Below are 16,272 nucleotides of genomic sequence, written 5' to 3'. Positions count from 1 at the left end.
CTTATTATAAAAAGAAATAATGTCTATATTTGTGCCCGTTAAACCACAAAAAAGAAAATACGTATGTTTACTATTCGAAAAGCAACGGCCGACGATTGCGAACTTATCAATAAGATGGCAAAGGAAGTGTTTCCCGTCACTTACAATGAGATTTTATCTCCCGAACAACTGGATTATATGATGGACTGGATGTATGCCCCCCGAAATATTCTCAAGCAGATGGAAGAAGAAGGGCATGTCTATTTCATCGCTCACAAAGACGGTGAACTATGCGGATATGTTTCTGTGCAGCAACAGGAAAAAGACGTTTTTCATCTTCAGAAGATTTATGTCCTTCCCCGCTTTCAGGGAACGCACTGTGGTAGTTTCCTGTTTAAAGAAGCGGTCAAGTATATAAAGGAAGTGCATCCGGAACCTTGCCTGATGGAGCTGAATGTGAATCGTAACAATAAGGCATTGCAGTTTTATGAGCATATGGGAATGAGGAAACTGCGGGAAGGGGATTTTCCAATTGGTAACGGTTATTATATGAATGATTATATAATGGGATTGGATATTATTTAATAAGAAAAGGCTTGCAGAACACAACCTGCAAGCCTTTTCCATTAGTTATATTTTTATTATTTTGCTACACGTTCCAGCCATCTGACCATTGATAGCATCACAATCATAGAAGCACCTGTTGCACCGACAAATACCAGCCAACAAGCCCAGATTGGAACTGTAGTATAAAGGATACCACCAATAAACAAAAGTGAATTTCCCACAGCTGTCGCAGCCAACCAGCAACCTTGCATCAACCCTTGCAAATGAGGAGGAGCTACCTTGGATACAAATGACAAGCCCAAAGGAGAAATGAACAATTCGGCAACTGTAAGGATGAAATACAACCCAATCATAATCCATGGAGTTACACGAATAGCATTAATTTCGGCAGCGCTCATTGTACCCAACACTTCCTTAGAAGGCAACGTGAAAGAGAACACCATTAGAAATACATATGCTAATGCCGCAATCCCCATACCGATAGCAATCTTCATCGGAGTAGAAGGTTCCTTACCATTCTTCTTCATTGCACCGAACATCCACATGATAAACGGAGTAAGGAACACTACGAAGAACGGGTTGACGCTTTGAAAGATTTCAGCTCCCTTTATTTGTGTGAAACCCAAGTTGATATTGATGACACTCAAATCCACATAATCACGGGCAAAATAAGTCAAGGAATAACCATTCTGATGGAAAGACAACCAAAAGAAGATTACTACACCAAATACGGCAAACAAAGCATAAATACGTTGTCTGATTTCAGTAGCACTCATCTTGATTTCTTCCTTATTGATTGTCGCGGCAGCTTCCTTATTAGCAACAACTTTCTGAGCAGGATCCGGGAAACGACTCTTATTCACAACATAAATAATCAATGAGATAATCATGGCACCAATGGCAGCCATAAAAGCATATTGGAAACCACGGTTGAATACATCGAGGTAGTTATTTACAAATACACCCATATCTGCCACAGGCGTTCCATCCAAAACAGCCGCACTGGAAAGGGTTGTTAAGTTTTCCATTGCTTGCGGAGCCATGTCGTTTCCTTTTTCCAAATATTGGTGACACAATTCGGGCAGAGTGGCATCATAATCAAAGTTATTCACTTTCAACCACCAGTTACGTACACCAATAGCAATGAACGGTGCAAAAACAGCCCCGATATTAATAAACATATAGAATATCTGGAAACCAGCATCACGCAGGCTTGAATACTTAGGATCATCATACATCTGACCTACCAAAGCCTGAAGATTTCCCTTAAACAAACCGTTACCAAAAGCAATCACCAAAAGTCCAAAACAGGTTAATCCCAAATAAAGTGCCATATTGGGAACAGGAGTCGGAGTCGGAATGGCAATAATCAAATAACCGACAGCCATTAATATCAGACCTACCAAAATAGTGCCTTTAAAATTCTTAGTCTTATCGGCAATGAAACCTCCTGCCAAAGCTAAAATATAAATGGAAGCGTAAAATGCGGAATAGATGTATCCGGTAGTTGTCTCGGACAACCCAAATTTCGCAGAAATAAACAATGTCAGAATTGCCATCATAATATAGAAGCCAAAACGCTCTCCCATATTTGCTAAAGCCGCAGCAATCAGACCTTTAGGGTGTTTACTGAACATAGATATAAGTTTTTTAGAATTAATAATGGATTGATTAATTAAATATTTCTTGCAAATATATACTTTTTCTTGAATTTTCCTACCATAATCTGTCAAACTACTCCTCAAATAAACGACAAATTTCCGCCCGCGATTCGCGAATCAAATCTGCCGGAGCCAATTTTATCTGAAGTCCCCGAACTCCGGCACTGACATAGATATACGGAAATTGCTGACAAGTTTCATGAATATAGGTAGGGAAATGTTTCTTCATGCCGATAGGAGAACAACCACCCCGGATATAGCCGGTAAGTGGAAGAAGCTCTTTCACAGGTATCAAATCGCATTTCTTGTTACCGGAAGCTTTGGCTGCCAGTTTTAAATCGACTTCGTGTTCGCCCGGGATGACGCAGACAAAATATCCGCTCTTGTCACCGTGAAGAACGAGCGTTTTGAATACCTGTTCTATATTCTCGCCTAAGTTCGCCGCCACATGAACGGCGCTCAGGTCATTTTCATCTACTTCATAGGGAATTAGCTCATAAGCTATTTTCGCCTTGTCCAGCAGCCGTGCGGCATTCGTTTTATTGATTTTCATTTTCGTTGTATTTATAAGGTATACTATGATAAGTGCCAACCCGCCGGAGACTGTCCGGCAAGTTGGCACTTTATGATTCCGATTAAAGTCCCAGTTCTTCGCGAAGGAACTTAGGTGTATATCCTTTAGGGCTCTTCGCAACTTCTTCGGGTGTTCCGTAGCTAAGGAGTTCTCCCCCGCCCTTACCACCTTCAGGCCCCATGTCGATGATATAATCCGCCATTTTAATCACGTCCAGATTATGCTCGATCACAATTACCGTGTTGCCTTTGTCTACAAGTTTGTTCAGGACGCCCATCAATACGCGTATATCTTCAAAATGGAGTCCGGTAGTCGGTTCGTCCAGGATATAGAGGGTCTTGCCAGTATCTCTTTTGGAGAGTTCCGTTGCCAGTTTCACACGTTGACTCTCGCCGCCGGAAAGAGTGGTGGAAGATTGTCCCAACTTGATATATCCCAGTCCGACATCCTGTATGACTTTGATTTTATTCAGGATTTGCGGTACGTTCTCGAAGAATTCCACGGCACGATTGATTGTCATATCCAGTACATCGGCTATGGATTTCCCTTTAAAACGGACTTCCAGTGTTTCACGGTTGTAACGTTTGCCGTGGCAGACTTCACAGGGCACATAGACATCCGGCAGGAAATTCATTTCAATAGTCTTATAGCCATTCCCCGTACATGCTTCGCAACGACCGCCCGCAACATTAAAGGAAAAACGCCCCGGTTTATAACCGCGAATCTTCGCTTCCGGCAATCCGACAAACAGGTTACGGATATCCGAGAATACACCGGTGTAAGTGGCAGGATTGGAACGGGGAGTACGCCCCAGTGGAGACTGGTCGACGTTGACCACTTTATCTATATTTTCCAATCCTTCAATAGAATCGTATTCCAGAGGATCCTGCAAGGAACGATAGAATTTCTGCGAAAGGATGGGTTGTAATGTCTCATTAATTAAGGTAGACTTTCCACTTCCCGATACTCCCGTTACGCAAATCAGTTTTCCCAATGGAAATTCGACAGAAACATTTTTCAGGTTATTGCCTTTCGCCCCTTTCAGCCAAATAGATTTTCCGTTCCCTTTTCTACGTTTGGCGGGAACTTCTATCTTCATTTGTCCATTCAGGTATTGGGAAGTCATTGTGTCGGTCTTCACCATCTCCTGCGGAGTTCCGGCAAAGACTACTTCTCCACCCAGGCGACCGGCTTTCGGCCCCATATCAATAACGTAATCGGCAGCCAACATCATATCTTTGTCATGTTCCACTACAATCACGGAGTTTCCCATGTCACGGAGTTCTTTCAATGAATTGATAAGACGCAGGTTATCGCGTTGATGCAGACCGATACTCGGCTCGTCAAGAATATAAAGTACATTCACCAATTGGGAGCCGATTTGCGTTGCCAAACGGATACGCTGGCTCTCTCCACCGGAAAGGCTGACAGAACTACGGTTCAACGCCAGGTAGTCCAAACCGACATCCAACAGGAACTTCAAACGGGTACGGATCTCTTTCAGGATTTCCACCGCAATTTTCTTCTGTTTATCGGAAAGGAACTCATCGACTTTCATCAACCAGTCATATAACTCGTTGATGTCCATATTGGCCAGTTCATTGATATTCTTATCGTGAATACGGAAATGCAACGCTTCCTTATTCAATCGGGCGCCTTTACATTCGGGACAAACAGTTGTTTTAGCAAATTGTTCCGCCCATTTCTGTGCCGTAGCAGAGGCGTCTTTCTCCTGTAACATTTGGATATACTTCACCACACCTTCGTAAGTGACGAAGTAGTCAGAGGAAGTTCCGATCAGAGAGCTTTTGATTTTAATCCGTTCGTCAGAGCCATACAGGACTTCGTCAATCGCATCATCGGGTAATTCTTTTACGGGAGTTTTTAATGTTGCGTCGTACTTATCAAGCAGCGCTCCGATTTGCCAGAAAATCATGGCATTCTTATATTTTCCCAAAGGTGCTATTGCACCTTCATAAATCGAAAGATCACGGTCGGGAATCACTTTATCCACGTCAATCTGATTGACTACACCCAGTCCTTTGCACTTCGGACACGCTCCTTGTGGAGAGTTGAACGAGAAATTATGCGGAGCCGGTTCACGGTATGATAATCCGGTGACCGGACACATGAGACGTTTACTGTAATGACGGATGTTTTCCGACTGGGTATCCAGAATCATCATCAGGCCGTCACCTTGGCGCATGGCAGTTGCCACGCTCTGTTTCAGGCGTCGGTCATCCTTTTCAGTCACCACCAATTTATCAATAACCACTTCGACATCGTGGTTCTTATAGCGGTCGAGTTTCATGCCATGCGTTATTTCACGCACTTCACCATCCACCCGTACATATAAGTATCCTTTTTTGCGTACTTGCTCGAACAGTTCCCGGTAATGTCCCTTACGGGCACGAACCAGCGGGGCAAGCAGATATATTTTCTTTCCCTTATAATCCTTCAGGATCAAGTCCAGAATCTGTTCTTCAGTATATTTCACCATTTCCTCACCGGACAGGTACGAATAAGCCACTCCCGCACGGGCGTAGAGCAGACGGAGATAATCGTATATCTCGGTCGTTGTCCCTACGGTAGAACGGGGATTTTTATTCGTTGTTTTCTGTTCAATGGAAATAACCGGGCTCAAGCCTGTTATCTTATCGACATCCGGACGTTCCAGGTTACCCAAAAAATTACGGGCATACGCTGAAAAGGTCTCGATATAGCGGCGTTGTCCTTCAGCAAAAATTGTATCAAAAGCCAGAGAAGATTTGCCACTTCCGCTTAGTCCTGTGATGACAGTCAGACTGTTGCGGGGAATCTCGGCATCAATATCCTTCAAATTGTGTACGCGCGCACCGTACACGTTGATATATTCTGTTTCCTGCATATTCATATCTTCCATAAATGTTGCAAAATTAATGTTTCCGCCCGAAATATGCTCCTAAAAAAGCACAATATTATTTTCTTAACTCAAATCTTATGAAGATATAGGGCATTATTTGTACCTTTGTTCCTTGATTTCAAGAACCAATAGTTATAATTTGATGAAACCGATAAACCGAATATTTTTATTTCTGCTTTTTATAAGCGTTTCATACGCCGTCAGTTATGCACAGGAAAACCAGTCATATTTCTTGCATACCATCGAAAAAGGACAAAGTTTATACTCTATTTCCAAGATGTACAATGTCACTACATCGGATATTATCCGTTTGAATCCCGGTTGTGACGAGAAAATCTATGCCGGACAAACGATTAAGATTCCTAAAGGAAAAGAAAGCCAGAAAGGAGAAACTTTCCATACGATTCAAGCCGGAGAGACTTTGTACAAACTGACAACCATGTATAATGTATCCGCGAAAGATATTTGTGAAGCCAATCCCGGTTTAAGTGCCGAGAATTTCCGTATCGGACAAGTAATCCTGATTCCACAGAAAGAGGAAAAGGAAGTTGCCGTGCAGACACCACCGGTTGAGCAAAGCAATATCCAAGGCCCTGTGGTTCCCAGATGCAAGGATATGCATAAGGTGAAACGCAAAGAAACTATTTTCAGCGTGAGCCGTGAATATGGCATCAGCGAACAGGAATTGATTGCCGCCAATCCCGAGTTGAAAAAGGGAATGAAAAAAGGACAGTTCCTTTGTATCCCCTACCCGGCAGTAACTACCGTACAGCCTACTCAAAAAGAAGATCCTTATGCTATTCCACCGAGCAACAGCGAACTTTTCCGTAAGAGCAAAGAGACTCCCAAAGAGATGTCTACAATTAAAGCTGCATTAATACTGCCTTTCCAGGAAGACAAACGTATGGTGGAATATTACGAAGGTTTCCTCATGGCAGTAGATAGCCTGAAACGCACTGGTACTTCGCTCGATTTATATGTATATGACAGTGGTAAGGATATTTCTACCTTAAATACGATTCTTGCCAAAAACGAGATGAAGAAGATGGATGTAATCTTTGGCCCGATGCATCAGAACCAAATTAAACCTTTATCCGATTTCGCAGAAAAGAATGATATCCGTCTGGTGATTCCTTTCTCACAGAAAGGTGAAGAAGTATTCAACAATCCTGCCGTATATCAAATCAATACGCCACAATCCTATTTATATTCGGAAGTTTACGAGCATTTTACCCGTCAATTTCCTAATGCGCACGTTATCTTTATAGAGCCGGCAATTGCCGATAAGGAGAAAGCGGAATTTATCAGCGGTTTGAAGCAGGAACTGAAAAGCAAGGGAGTCTCGATGCAGACAGTCAACGAAAGCGCTACGAAAGAGACATTAAAGGCAGCACTTCGTAATGACAAGGAAAACATCTTTATTCCAACATCAAGCACGAATGTGCTACTGATCAAGGCACTACCACAATTAACTCTGCTGGTCAGAGATAATCCCGAACAAAACATTCACTTATTCGGCTATCCGGAATGGCAAATTTACACTAAAGACCATTTAGATAGTTTCTTTGAACTGGATGTATATTTCTACTCTTCGTTCTATACAAATACATTATTCCCGGCGGCTGTGCAATTCACCAACAACTACCATAAATGGTACAGCAAGGATTTAACAAGTAAATTTCCAAACTATGCTATGCTTGGATTTGATACCGGTTTCTTCTTCCTGAAAGGATTGTCACGCTATGGCTCGGAACTTGAAAATAATCTGCCTAAAATGAATCTGACTCCTATTCAGACCGGATTCAAATTCCAGCGTGTGAACAACTGGGGGGGATTTATTAATAAGAAGGTGTTCTTCATACGTTTCACTAAGAATTTTGAATTAGTAAAACTAGACTTCGAATAATACGAAAATGATAAAGATAAAACCATTTTTGATCGCAGCACTCCTGCTTACAGGTTTTACTCTGCCTGCAACTGCCCAAATCGGAGAAGCACGGAATAATTTTTCTGTGGGTATCAACGGCGGCGTCAATCTGAACAGTGCTTCTTTCACTCCGACCATCAAGCAAAATAGCCTGATGGGTATTACCGGCGGATTGACAGCACGATATATTTCCGAAAAGTACTTTGCCATGATTTGCGGTGCACAGGTCGAATTGAACGTCTCGCAACGAGGTTGGGATCAGTTATTCGAAACTGTATCATTAGATGCCAACGGATATGAAGTGACTTCCAAAGACCCTACCAAGACATATACCCGCAAAATGACTTATGTCGACATTCCCTTTCTCGCCCATCTTGCTTTCGGACGAGACAGAGGATTGCAGTTCTTCGTCCATGCAGGGCCTCAAATCGGCTTTCTGATAAGTGAATCCGAAACAATAGACGGGATAGACATGAATAACTTGTCAAATACCCAGAAAGCAGTATATGGCGTCAAGATTCAGAATAAATTTGATTATGGTATTGCCGGCGGTGGCGGCGTGGAACTCAGAACAAAGAAAGCAGGTAGCTTCATTGTAGAAGGACGTTACTACTTCGCCCTGTCCGATTTCTATAGCACTACGAAAAAAGATTATTTTGCACGTGCGGCACATGGCACAATTACCATAAAGCTCACTTACTTATTTGACTTGAAAAAATAAAGCACCGCTTTAGAGGTCAAAAAGCACCGCTTTAGCATGACTAAAGCGGTGCTTTTTGTATCAAATATGAATGCTCAAATTATCGCAATCTATCTGCGGCTTTTACCATTACTTCATCCCGTCCGATAGCACGAATCGCCAATATATTAAGGATAATAGAAATAAGCGGCAAGCATAGCGCCCAACCAATACGGAACAAGTTCGCGTCATTCTTCAATGCAAAATAAAAAGCAAGGAAGGCGATGTAATAACCCACCAACAGCAGGCTATTGAAAATCGTCATACGAATCTGCAACATACGGTTCTTAAACAAGAAGATTGTAGCGGCAGCCACCAAGGTGCTGAGCATCAAAATACCAAACAATCCCCACGTGGACTGGAAAGCGCCGTTTACACCCATTCCCAAAGCCTTAAAGGGATGCTCTCCCATTGTATCAATAAAATAGCCCATCGGCAAACACATTGCCGTAATCAGCAATCCTGCAACAATCAGTAAATAAACTGTTTGAATCCGTTGAATCATAAGTCTTCTTATAGTAGTTAAGTTAAACAATAATAGCCAAGCAATAAGGAGCAGGGATTATCATCCCACTTACTACTTGACTATCAATCTTTTCGTCAGAAAATAGATTACTGAAGTTTTTCCTTTTCCTTAGCAGGATTTCTATAATATATTTTCCCTTCGATGTATTCTTGCGTAGCAATCAAGTCCGGTTTCGGCAATTTCTCATAGTAACGAGAAATTTCGATTTGCTCCCTGTTTTCAAATACCTCTTCCATGTTATCGGTATAAGAAGCAAACTCTGCCAATTTCTTAGAAAGATCACTTTTGATTTCCACACTGATCTGATTAGCACGCTTACCAATAATGGCAACAGTTTCATAAACATTCCCTGTATCAGAGCAGAGTTCCATCATGTCACGAGTTACTGTTGTAACAGGAGCATTCGTCTTTTTGTAGTCCATAAATCTATTTAAATTTAGTCTTTAATTACTTTCTGTGATTCATTGAATATTCTTTCAGCCTCTTTCAAGTACTTGCTTTCAGGGAATTCATTCTTAAAAGCATAATATTCATCAACCGTTTCACGGTAACGATCCATCTTCTTGTCTTCCACACTATAAATAGCCATCTCGTGTCTTGCACGCAGAATCAAGATGGAAAGTTCTTCGCGATAATCTGTATAAGGATAATCTTTCAGGGCATTCTGTGCCGTGATGACACAAGACTCATAGTTGTTACCCATGTAATTACCCAAGTTATAGTATAGTCTGGCCGAATAAAGCTCTTTCAGCACCAGCTTGTCCTGCAAAGCGAAAATCATATCCTGAGCTTCCTGCTTCTTTGTGCTGTTCGGAAAGTATTCCATGAACATCTGCAACTGCTGGATAGCCTGATAAGTGCTTGATTGATCCAGACGTGGTTCCGGAGTATCCAGGAACAATGCCTTACCTGCATGGAAACGTGCCAGTTCAGTGAAAGTACCACGCGGATAGGTGTTGAAATAGGTGATAAATGTCTGGGCAGCCGTCTGATAATCTTTCTGATTATAGTAGCTCATTCCCAGCATATACAAAGACTCTTCCGCCTTGTCCGTTCCTTTCAGAATGGTGATTAACTCATTCAACAGAGTAGCCGAACGGTTATACTGTCCTTTCGCAAAATAGTTTTTGGCGGCTTCGTACTTGTATTCGTAATCGGTGCTTTTCAGCAATTTATTATACTCCCCACATGACGTAAGAGTGGCTGCCGCAAGCAAAGTTATAATGATATTTTTCTTCATCCTATTTAAAATAATGCGCAAAGTTACTTATTCGCCGGGAATTTAGCAATTAATCTATGTTTTTTAATACATAAAAGGCGTTAAACATCGACAAAAGGGGAGAAAATGACGGTGAATTGCGGGTGATAAACCGTAAACGGGGTCAATAAACAATAGTGACGGTATATGCCCGGGATAGTGACGGTATCGTTATCATATAGTGACGGTATCCTTACCGGATAGCGTCACTATTTTTTCCACGTTGCTATATTTACAGTTTATACAGGTCGCTTGCCGCCAGCAGATCGACTTTCTTGTCTTTCAGCACCTCGATACATTTATCCAGATTACTCGGACGAATCACTACGTTAGCGATATTGTTATTGGCAAACGAATACATATATTCGATAAAGACTCCTTCATCGGATAAAAATCCCAGTACCTTGGCCAAAGCGCCCGGTATGTTGGGGCAGCTAATGCCGACCACATCGGTCACATTCACTGCAAAATGATTATCTTTCAAAGCTTTATATGCTCTATCCGGATCGGATACTATTCCACGCAAAATGCCGAAATCAGCATTTTCTGCGATGCACAAGGCGGAAAGGTTGATATTCTCCTTCGCCAGCACTTCAGTCACTTCCGTCAGACGGCCTGACTTATTTTCCAAAAAGATAGAAAGTTGTTTTGCTACCATGATCGTAAAGTATTATATGTAAGTTCAGGTATTAAATTTTTCTGTTATCAATCACTCGTTTCGCTTTGCCTACGCTACGTTCAATGCTGCGCGGCTCTACCAGTTTCACGTTGACTCCCAGTCCGAGCACACTTTGCAGACGTCCCGCCAGTTTCTTCTTCAAGGCCAGCATCTTGTTTATCTCGTCAGAATAGAATTCAGGACGTACTTCCACCTGAAGTTCCATGGTGTCAGTATTGTTTGCACGATCTACTATCAGCAGATAATGCGGTTCGAATTCAGCCATTTCAAGGATAACGGATTCAATCTGTGTCGGGAATACGTTCACACCGCGGATAATCAACATATCGTCACTACGTCCCAAAATGCGATCCATACGTACCAATGTACGGCCACAGGAACATTTATCGTGATGCAAGGCGGTCAAGTCACGCGTACGGTAACGAAGCAACGGCATCCCTTCCTTCGTCAGATGGGTAAATACCAATTCGCCTGTTTGTCCGGGTTCTACCGGTTGCAACGTATTCGGATCAATAATTTCAGGGAAGTAATGGTCTTCATTCAAGTGAGTACCCTGTTGGCATTCACATTCATAACCGACACCGGGGCCGGCTATTTCACTCAAACCATAAATATCGTAAGCTTTGATACCGAGTTTCTCCTCGATTTCATGGCGCATATGTTCCGTCCATGGCTCAGCACCGAAAGCTCCTACCTTCAGTTTGAAATCTTCGCGCGGCAGACCGGAATCTTTAATGGCATCTGCCAGATAGAGTGCATAAGACGGCGTACAGCAAAGTACCGTAGAACCGAAATCATGCATCAGGGTTATCTGTTTTTCGGTATTGCCACTGGACATCGGAATAACGGAAGCTCCGATATTTTCGGCTCCGGCATGCGCACCCAGTCCCCCCGTGAAAAGCCCGTATCCGTAAGATACCTGGAATATATCGGAACGGCCTGCTCCGTAGGCTGTAAAAGCACGGGATATACACTCCGCCCAAGAGGACAAGTCCTTGCGGGTATATCCAACGACCGTCGGCTTTCCGGTTGTACCGGAAGATGCGTGGATGCGTACAATCTGACTCATCGGCACGGCACAAAGTCCGAACGGATAATTATCTCTTAAATCATGTTTCGTGGTAAACGGCAGTTTTACAATATCATCTATGCTATTGATATCGTCGGGAGTAATTCCCATTTCCTGCATCTTCTTCCGATAGAAGGGCGTGTTATGATAAACGTAATCTACAATTTTCTTGAGTCGTATGCTTTGAATCTTGCGAAGACTTTCGCGGTCCATACACTCAATGCTCTCATTCCAAATCATGTGTTTCCGGTATTACTAGTTGTATGAATCTGTTTTTTGATATTAATATGTTGCAAAGTAAAGGATTTATTTGGAAAAATGATTTGTAATCTCGATTATTTTGCCGAATATTGCTCCACTTTTTAGGATTAACTATGAATTTTGAACTAACATCAGCTTACAAGCCTACCGGGGATCAGCCGGAAGCTATTGCGCAACTTACTGAAGGGGTACTTCAGGGAGTTCCTGCACAAACTTTATTGGGAGTCACCGGATCGGGAAAAACATTTACCATTGCCAATGTAATTGCCAATATCAATAAACCGACATTGATCTTGAGCCATAACAAAACGCTGGCTGCACAGTTGTATGGCGAGTTTAAAGGCTTCTTTCCGAATAATGCGGTGGAATATTACGTTTCTTATTATGACTATTACCAACCGGAAGCCTATTTGCCAAGTAGTGATACATATATAGAAAAAGACTTGATGATTAATGACGAAATCGACAAACTTCGTCTTGCCGCCACTTCCGCCCTGCTCTCCGGAAGAAAAGATGTAGTAGTGGTTTCTTCCGTTTCCTGTATTTATGGTATGGGAAACCCTTCGGACTTCTATAAAAATGTAATTGAAATAGAACGGGGACGCATGATGGATCGTAATGTGTTTCTCCGCCGTTTGGTGGACAGCTTGTATGTACGCAACGATATTGATCTCAATCGTGGTAATTTCCGCGTGAAAGGTGATACGGTGGATGTTTATCTGGCATACACGGACAATCTGCTCCGCGTCACTTTCTGGGGAGATGAAATTGATGGCATAGAAGAGGTAGATCCTGTTACAGGTGTCACTATCGCTCCTTTCGATGCTTATAAAATTTATCCGGCCAACTTGTTTATGACTACCAAGGAAGCGACTCTCCGTGCTATCCATGAAATAGAGGATGACTTGACCAAACAAGTGGCATTCTTTGAGTCTATCGGCAAAGAGTATGAAGCTAAACGATTATATGAGCGGGTTACTTACGACATGGAAATGATTCGGGAACTCGGGCATTGTTCCGGTATTGAAAATTATTCCCGTTATTTCGACGGTCGCACAGCAGGTACCCGTCCTTACTGTCTGCTTGATTTCTTCCCGGATGATTTCCTGATTGTAATTGACGAAAGTCACGTCAGTATACCACAAGTCCGTGCCATGTATGGTGGCGACCGTGCGCGTAAAATCAATCTTGTGGAATATGGGTTCCGCCTACCTGCTGCCATGGATAACCGTCCTCTGAAATTTGAAGAGTTTCAGGAGATGGCAAAACAAGTCATTTACGTCAGTGCTACGCCCGCAGATTATGAATTAATTCAATCCGAAGGTATTGTTGTGGAGCAGGTAATTCGTCCTACCGGTTTGTTGGATCCTATTATTGAAGTTCGTCCGAGCCTTAACCAGATTGATGATTTAATGGAAGAAATCCAACTGCGGATCGAGAAAGAAGAACGTGTACTTGTCACTACGCTGACCAAACGGATGGCGGAAGAGTTGACGGAATATCTTCTTAATAATAATGTAAGATGTAATTATATCCATAGCGATGTCGATACACTTGAACGCGTCAAAATCATGGATGATCTCCGTCAAGGAATCTATGATGTACTCATCGGAGTGAATCTGCTTCGTGAGGGACTAGACCTTCCTGAAGTATCGCTTGTAGCTATTCTTGACGCCGATAAGGAAGGATTCCTTCGCTCCCATCGCTCCCTGACACAGACTGCAGGACGTGCCGCACGTAATGTGAACGGAAAAGTTATCATGTATGCCGACAAGATGACGGATAGCATGAAACTGACCATTGACGAAACGAATCGTCGTCGTGAGAAACAGTTGGCTTATAATGAAGCAAACGGTATTACTCCGCAACAGATCAAGAAGGCCAGAAACCTGGCTGTATTCGGCAATGCCAATTCTGAAGCTAATGAATTGCTGAAAGAAAGACATGCTTACATCGAACCTGCTACACCCAATATAGCGGCCGACCCGATAGTACAATACATGAGCAAACCGCAAATGGAAAAGAGTATCGAACGTACGCGCAAACTGATGCAGGAAGCTGCCAAGAAACTGGAATTTATCGAAGCTGCACAATATCGTGACGAGTTATTGAAACTGGAAGATTTAATGAAAGAGAAATGGGGATAGCTAATCCCTGTTTTTCTTCTATCCCACAGCTTGAATATCAATAAATCTATAATAGAGCGGCCGTTTTATTAATTAGTGTTATAAAAACACCAATCATAGACTGATTATTTGCAGATATCCGGAAAGTCCGTATCTTTGCAACGTGTTTTTCATAGTATTAGATTTAAGGTTAACAAAGGTTGGAGCAAGGCGTTGCTCCTTTTTTTATGTCCATACCTCTGCTACCCTACTCTTCGACGGATAACTTCATAAAAAATGCTGCCTGATTTTAGATGATTATCAAGCAGCATTCATAGATTACATTATAATATCAACAAACTCGTTTAGAGTGCTTTTTCAATCGCTTTCTTTATCATTGGTTCCATAACATCATATCCCTCACCCGTCGGATGTACTCCATCTTTTGTATATTGAGGATTTAAAGCCTGATTCTCCGGTACAACCAATGCCTGGTAATAATTCACATACGGAATTTTGTTAGCCTTTGCATAAGCTTCTATCCGGTCATTTAATGATTTGATTTTTTGAGGAGCGTCCTTTATTTCCATTCGCCATTTGAATTGGGCGGCAGGTAATACGGAAGTCAGAATCACTTTAATCTTGTTTGCTTTGGCCAACTCTACCATAGAAACAATATTCCCGAATGTATAATCTTCATTATAAGCTTGCGTATTTTCAGCAACATCATTTGTTCCGGCGTTAATCACGACCAGTGCCGGAGAAAGATTAATCACATCTTCACGGAAACGTACCAGGAACTGATAGGAAGTTTGTCCACTGATTCCACGACCGATGTAGCCGTTCGATTTAAAAAAGTCCGGATGAGTCCGCACCCAGCCTTCGGTAATGGAGTTCCCCATAAAAACAACTCTCTTCTCTTTCTTTGCCGCTTGCGGAAGAGCTGCATTTTCTTTTGAATAACGGCCTAAATTTGCAAAATCCTTTTTTTGTGCATAACTTTCTCCTATCGGGAAACTCAAACAAACAATGGCCAACAATAACCATTGGCCTAATCTTCTTTTATTCATGTTTATATTAAGTATTAGTAATATGATATTTCGTGCAAAGATAAAAAAATCTCTATAAACAGGTGCCTAAATGACGAATAACCGTTAAGGCAAGACTCATTTTTCTTAATCTATGTTATATAACATGCGTTTTTTCTTGGATTATTTGCAGATATCGCAAAAGTCCGTATCTTTGCAATGTGTTTTTCATAGTATTAGATTTAAGGTTAACAAAGGTTGGAGCAAGGCGTTGCTCCTTTTTTTATGTCTATAGGTTTGGAATCCTAAAAAAGAGTGGTATTTTTGTAAACAAAAAAAATAGATGAAACGCAAATTGCTTTATATAGCCTTAATATTCACTATTCTGTGTATTACCTGTATCATTGTGTGTAACAGAACAATAAAAAAACATACAACTTCCAAGATATATACAGAAGCAAGCATTATCCCCACGAATAAAGTCGGACTACTACTCGGCACTTCTCCCAAACTAAAGAATGGGAATAATAATCTATATTTCGACTATCGTATTCTCGCGGCTGTCGAACTATACAAAGCAGGAAAAATAAAATATATCCTTATCAGCGGCGACAATCGCAGAGAAGATTACAATGAGCCGGAAGAAATGAAAAAGGCACTCATGCAAAAAGGAATCCCCGAAAAGTTCATCTACTTAGATTATGCCGGCTTCCGTACGCTTGACTCTGTCATACGCGCCAAAGAGGTATTCGGACAAAATCAACTGACTATCATTTCCCAACGCTTCCATAATGAACGTGCTATTTATTTAGCCGAAAAGAATGGAATAAATGCTATCGGTTATAATGCCAAAGACGTGAACGCCTATGCCGGACTGAAGACCAATATCCGTGAATTACTTGCAAGAGTGAAAATGTTTATTGATTTAGCAATAGACAAACAGCCCCATTTCTTAGGGGGAAAGATTATAATTGGCAAGAAAAGCATGTAAAAGTTT

At 41.9% G+C, this 16,272-nt stretch carries 14 protein-coding genes; 5 read left to right on the top strand and 9 right to left on the bottom strand.

The window, feature by feature from the left end; translation table 11 throughout:
• Positions 1–63 precede the first annotated feature (63 nt).
• On the top strand, positions 64–564 hold the full coding sequence (locus AB5443_RS07965) for an N-acetyltransferase family protein (RefSeq protein WP_368114177.1): 501 nt from the start codon (positions 64–66) through the stop codon (positions 562–564).
• 56 nt (positions 565–620) lie between these two features.
• On the opposite strand, the gene AB5443_RS07960 is transcribed toward AB5443_RS07965, so the two are convergent.
• The 3 genes from AB5443_RS07960 to uvrA all read right to left on the bottom strand — a co-directional run bounded on the left by AB5443_RS07960 (position 621) and on the right by uvrA (position 5,668).
• Positions 621–2,183, bottom strand: a complete 1,563-nt coding sequence (locus AB5443_RS07960) for a peptide MFS transporter (protein WP_333697343.1) — start codon at positions 2,181–2,183, stop codon at positions 621–623.
• A 97-nt stretch (positions 2,184–2,280) separates the two neighbouring features.
• The gene (ybaK, locus tag AB5443_RS07955; RefSeq protein WP_044653895.1) at positions 2,281–2,760 is read right to left on the bottom strand and encodes a Cys-tRNA(Pro) deacylase; all 480 of its coding nucleotides are present in this window, start codon (positions 2,758–2,760) and stop codon (positions 2,281–2,283) included.
• Between the two features lie 82 nt (positions 2,761–2,842).
• A complete protein-coding gene (gene uvrA / locus AB5443_RS07950; protein ID WP_288361551.1) occupies positions 2,843–5,668 on the bottom strand; it encodes an excinuclease ABC subunit UvrA in 2,826 nt (941 codons plus the stop codon).
• 157 nt (positions 5,669–5,825) lie between these two features.
• Between uvrA and AB5443_RS07945 the strand changes: the two genes are divergently transcribed.
• Both AB5443_RS07945 and AB5443_RS07940 read left to right on the top strand, forming a co-directional pair.
• Positions 5,826–7,589: a LysM peptidoglycan-binding domain-containing protein gene (locus tag AB5443_RS07945; protein ID WP_368114178.1), complete on the top strand. Its 1,764-nt coding sequence runs from the start codon at positions 5,826–5,828 to the stop codon at positions 7,587–7,589.
• 7 nt (positions 7,590–7,596) lie between these two features.
• The gene (locus AB5443_RS07940; RefSeq protein ID WP_044655033.1) at positions 7,597–8,331 is read left to right on the top strand and encodes a porin family protein; all 735 of its coding nucleotides are present in this window, start codon (positions 7,597–7,599) and stop codon (positions 8,329–8,331) included.
• A 79-nt stretch (positions 8,332–8,410) separates the two neighbouring features.
• Here the strand turns inward: AB5443_RS07940 and AB5443_RS07935 are convergent, their stop codons facing one another.
• From AB5443_RS07935 to AB5443_RS07915, 5 genes are all read right to left on the bottom strand, one after another.
• Positions 8,411–8,854, bottom strand: a complete 444-nt coding sequence (locus tag AB5443_RS07935; RefSeq protein WP_073346103.1) for a DUF4293 domain-containing protein — start codon at positions 8,852–8,854, stop codon at positions 8,411–8,413.
• Between the two features lie 107 nt (positions 8,855–8,961).
• Positions 8,962–9,297, bottom strand: coding sequence for a DNA-directed RNA polymerase subunit omega (locus AB5443_RS07930; RefSeq protein WP_022139275.1), 336 nt, complete (start codon positions 9,295–9,297; stop codon positions 8,962–8,964).
• 14 nt (positions 9,298–9,311) lie between these two features.
• Positions 9,312–10,115 (bottom strand): outer membrane protein assembly factor BamD, encoded by an 804-nt coding sequence (locus AB5443_RS07925; protein WP_022139274.1) that lies wholly within the window; start codon positions 10,113–10,115, stop codon positions 9,312–9,314.
• 250 nt (positions 10,116–10,365) lie between these two features.
• Positions 10,366–10,791: a hypothetical protein gene (locus tag AB5443_RS07920; RefSeq protein ID WP_022139273.1), complete on the bottom strand. Its 426-nt coding sequence runs from the start codon at positions 10,789–10,791 to the stop codon at positions 10,366–10,368.
• Positions 10,792–10,822: 31 nt separating this feature from the next.
• Entirely contained in the window at positions 10,823–12,121 is a 1,299-nt protein-coding gene (locus AB5443_RS07915) for a phenylacetate--CoA ligase family protein (protein ID WP_044655035.1), read from the bottom strand.
• Between the two features lie 134 nt (positions 12,122–12,255).
• Here AB5443_RS07915 and uvrB point away from each other — a divergent pair, with 134 nt between their 5' ends.
• Positions 12,256–14,289, top strand: coding sequence for an excinuclease ABC subunit UvrB (uvrB, locus tag AB5443_RS07910; RefSeq protein WP_022139271.1), 2,034 nt, complete (start codon positions 12,256–12,258; stop codon positions 14,287–14,289).
• A 323-nt stretch (positions 14,290–14,612) separates the two neighbouring features.
• Here the strand turns inward: uvrB and AB5443_RS07905 are convergent, their stop codons facing one another.
• The gene (locus AB5443_RS07905; RefSeq protein WP_277131382.1) at positions 14,613–15,317 is read right to left on the bottom strand and encodes an SGNH/GDSL hydrolase family protein; all 705 of its coding nucleotides are present in this window, start codon (positions 15,315–15,317) and stop codon (positions 14,613–14,615) included.
• 301 nt (positions 15,318–15,618) lie between these two features.
• Between AB5443_RS07905 and AB5443_RS07900 the strand changes: the two genes are divergently transcribed.
• The gene (locus AB5443_RS07900; protein ID WP_073346108.1) at positions 15,619–16,266 is read left to right on the top strand and encodes a vancomycin high temperature exclusion protein; all 648 of its coding nucleotides are present in this window, start codon (positions 15,619–15,621) and stop codon (positions 16,264–16,266) included.
• The last annotated feature ends 6 nt before the right edge of the window (positions 16,267–16,272 follow it).

This window comes from Bacteroides sp. RTP21281st1_H5_RTP21281_210402, assembly GCF_040918965.1.
GTDB lineage: Bacteria > Bacteroidota > Bacteroidia > Bacteroidales > Bacteroidaceae > Bacteroides > Bacteroides congonensis.
This window is presented reverse-complemented; position numbering and strand designations above follow the sequence as displayed.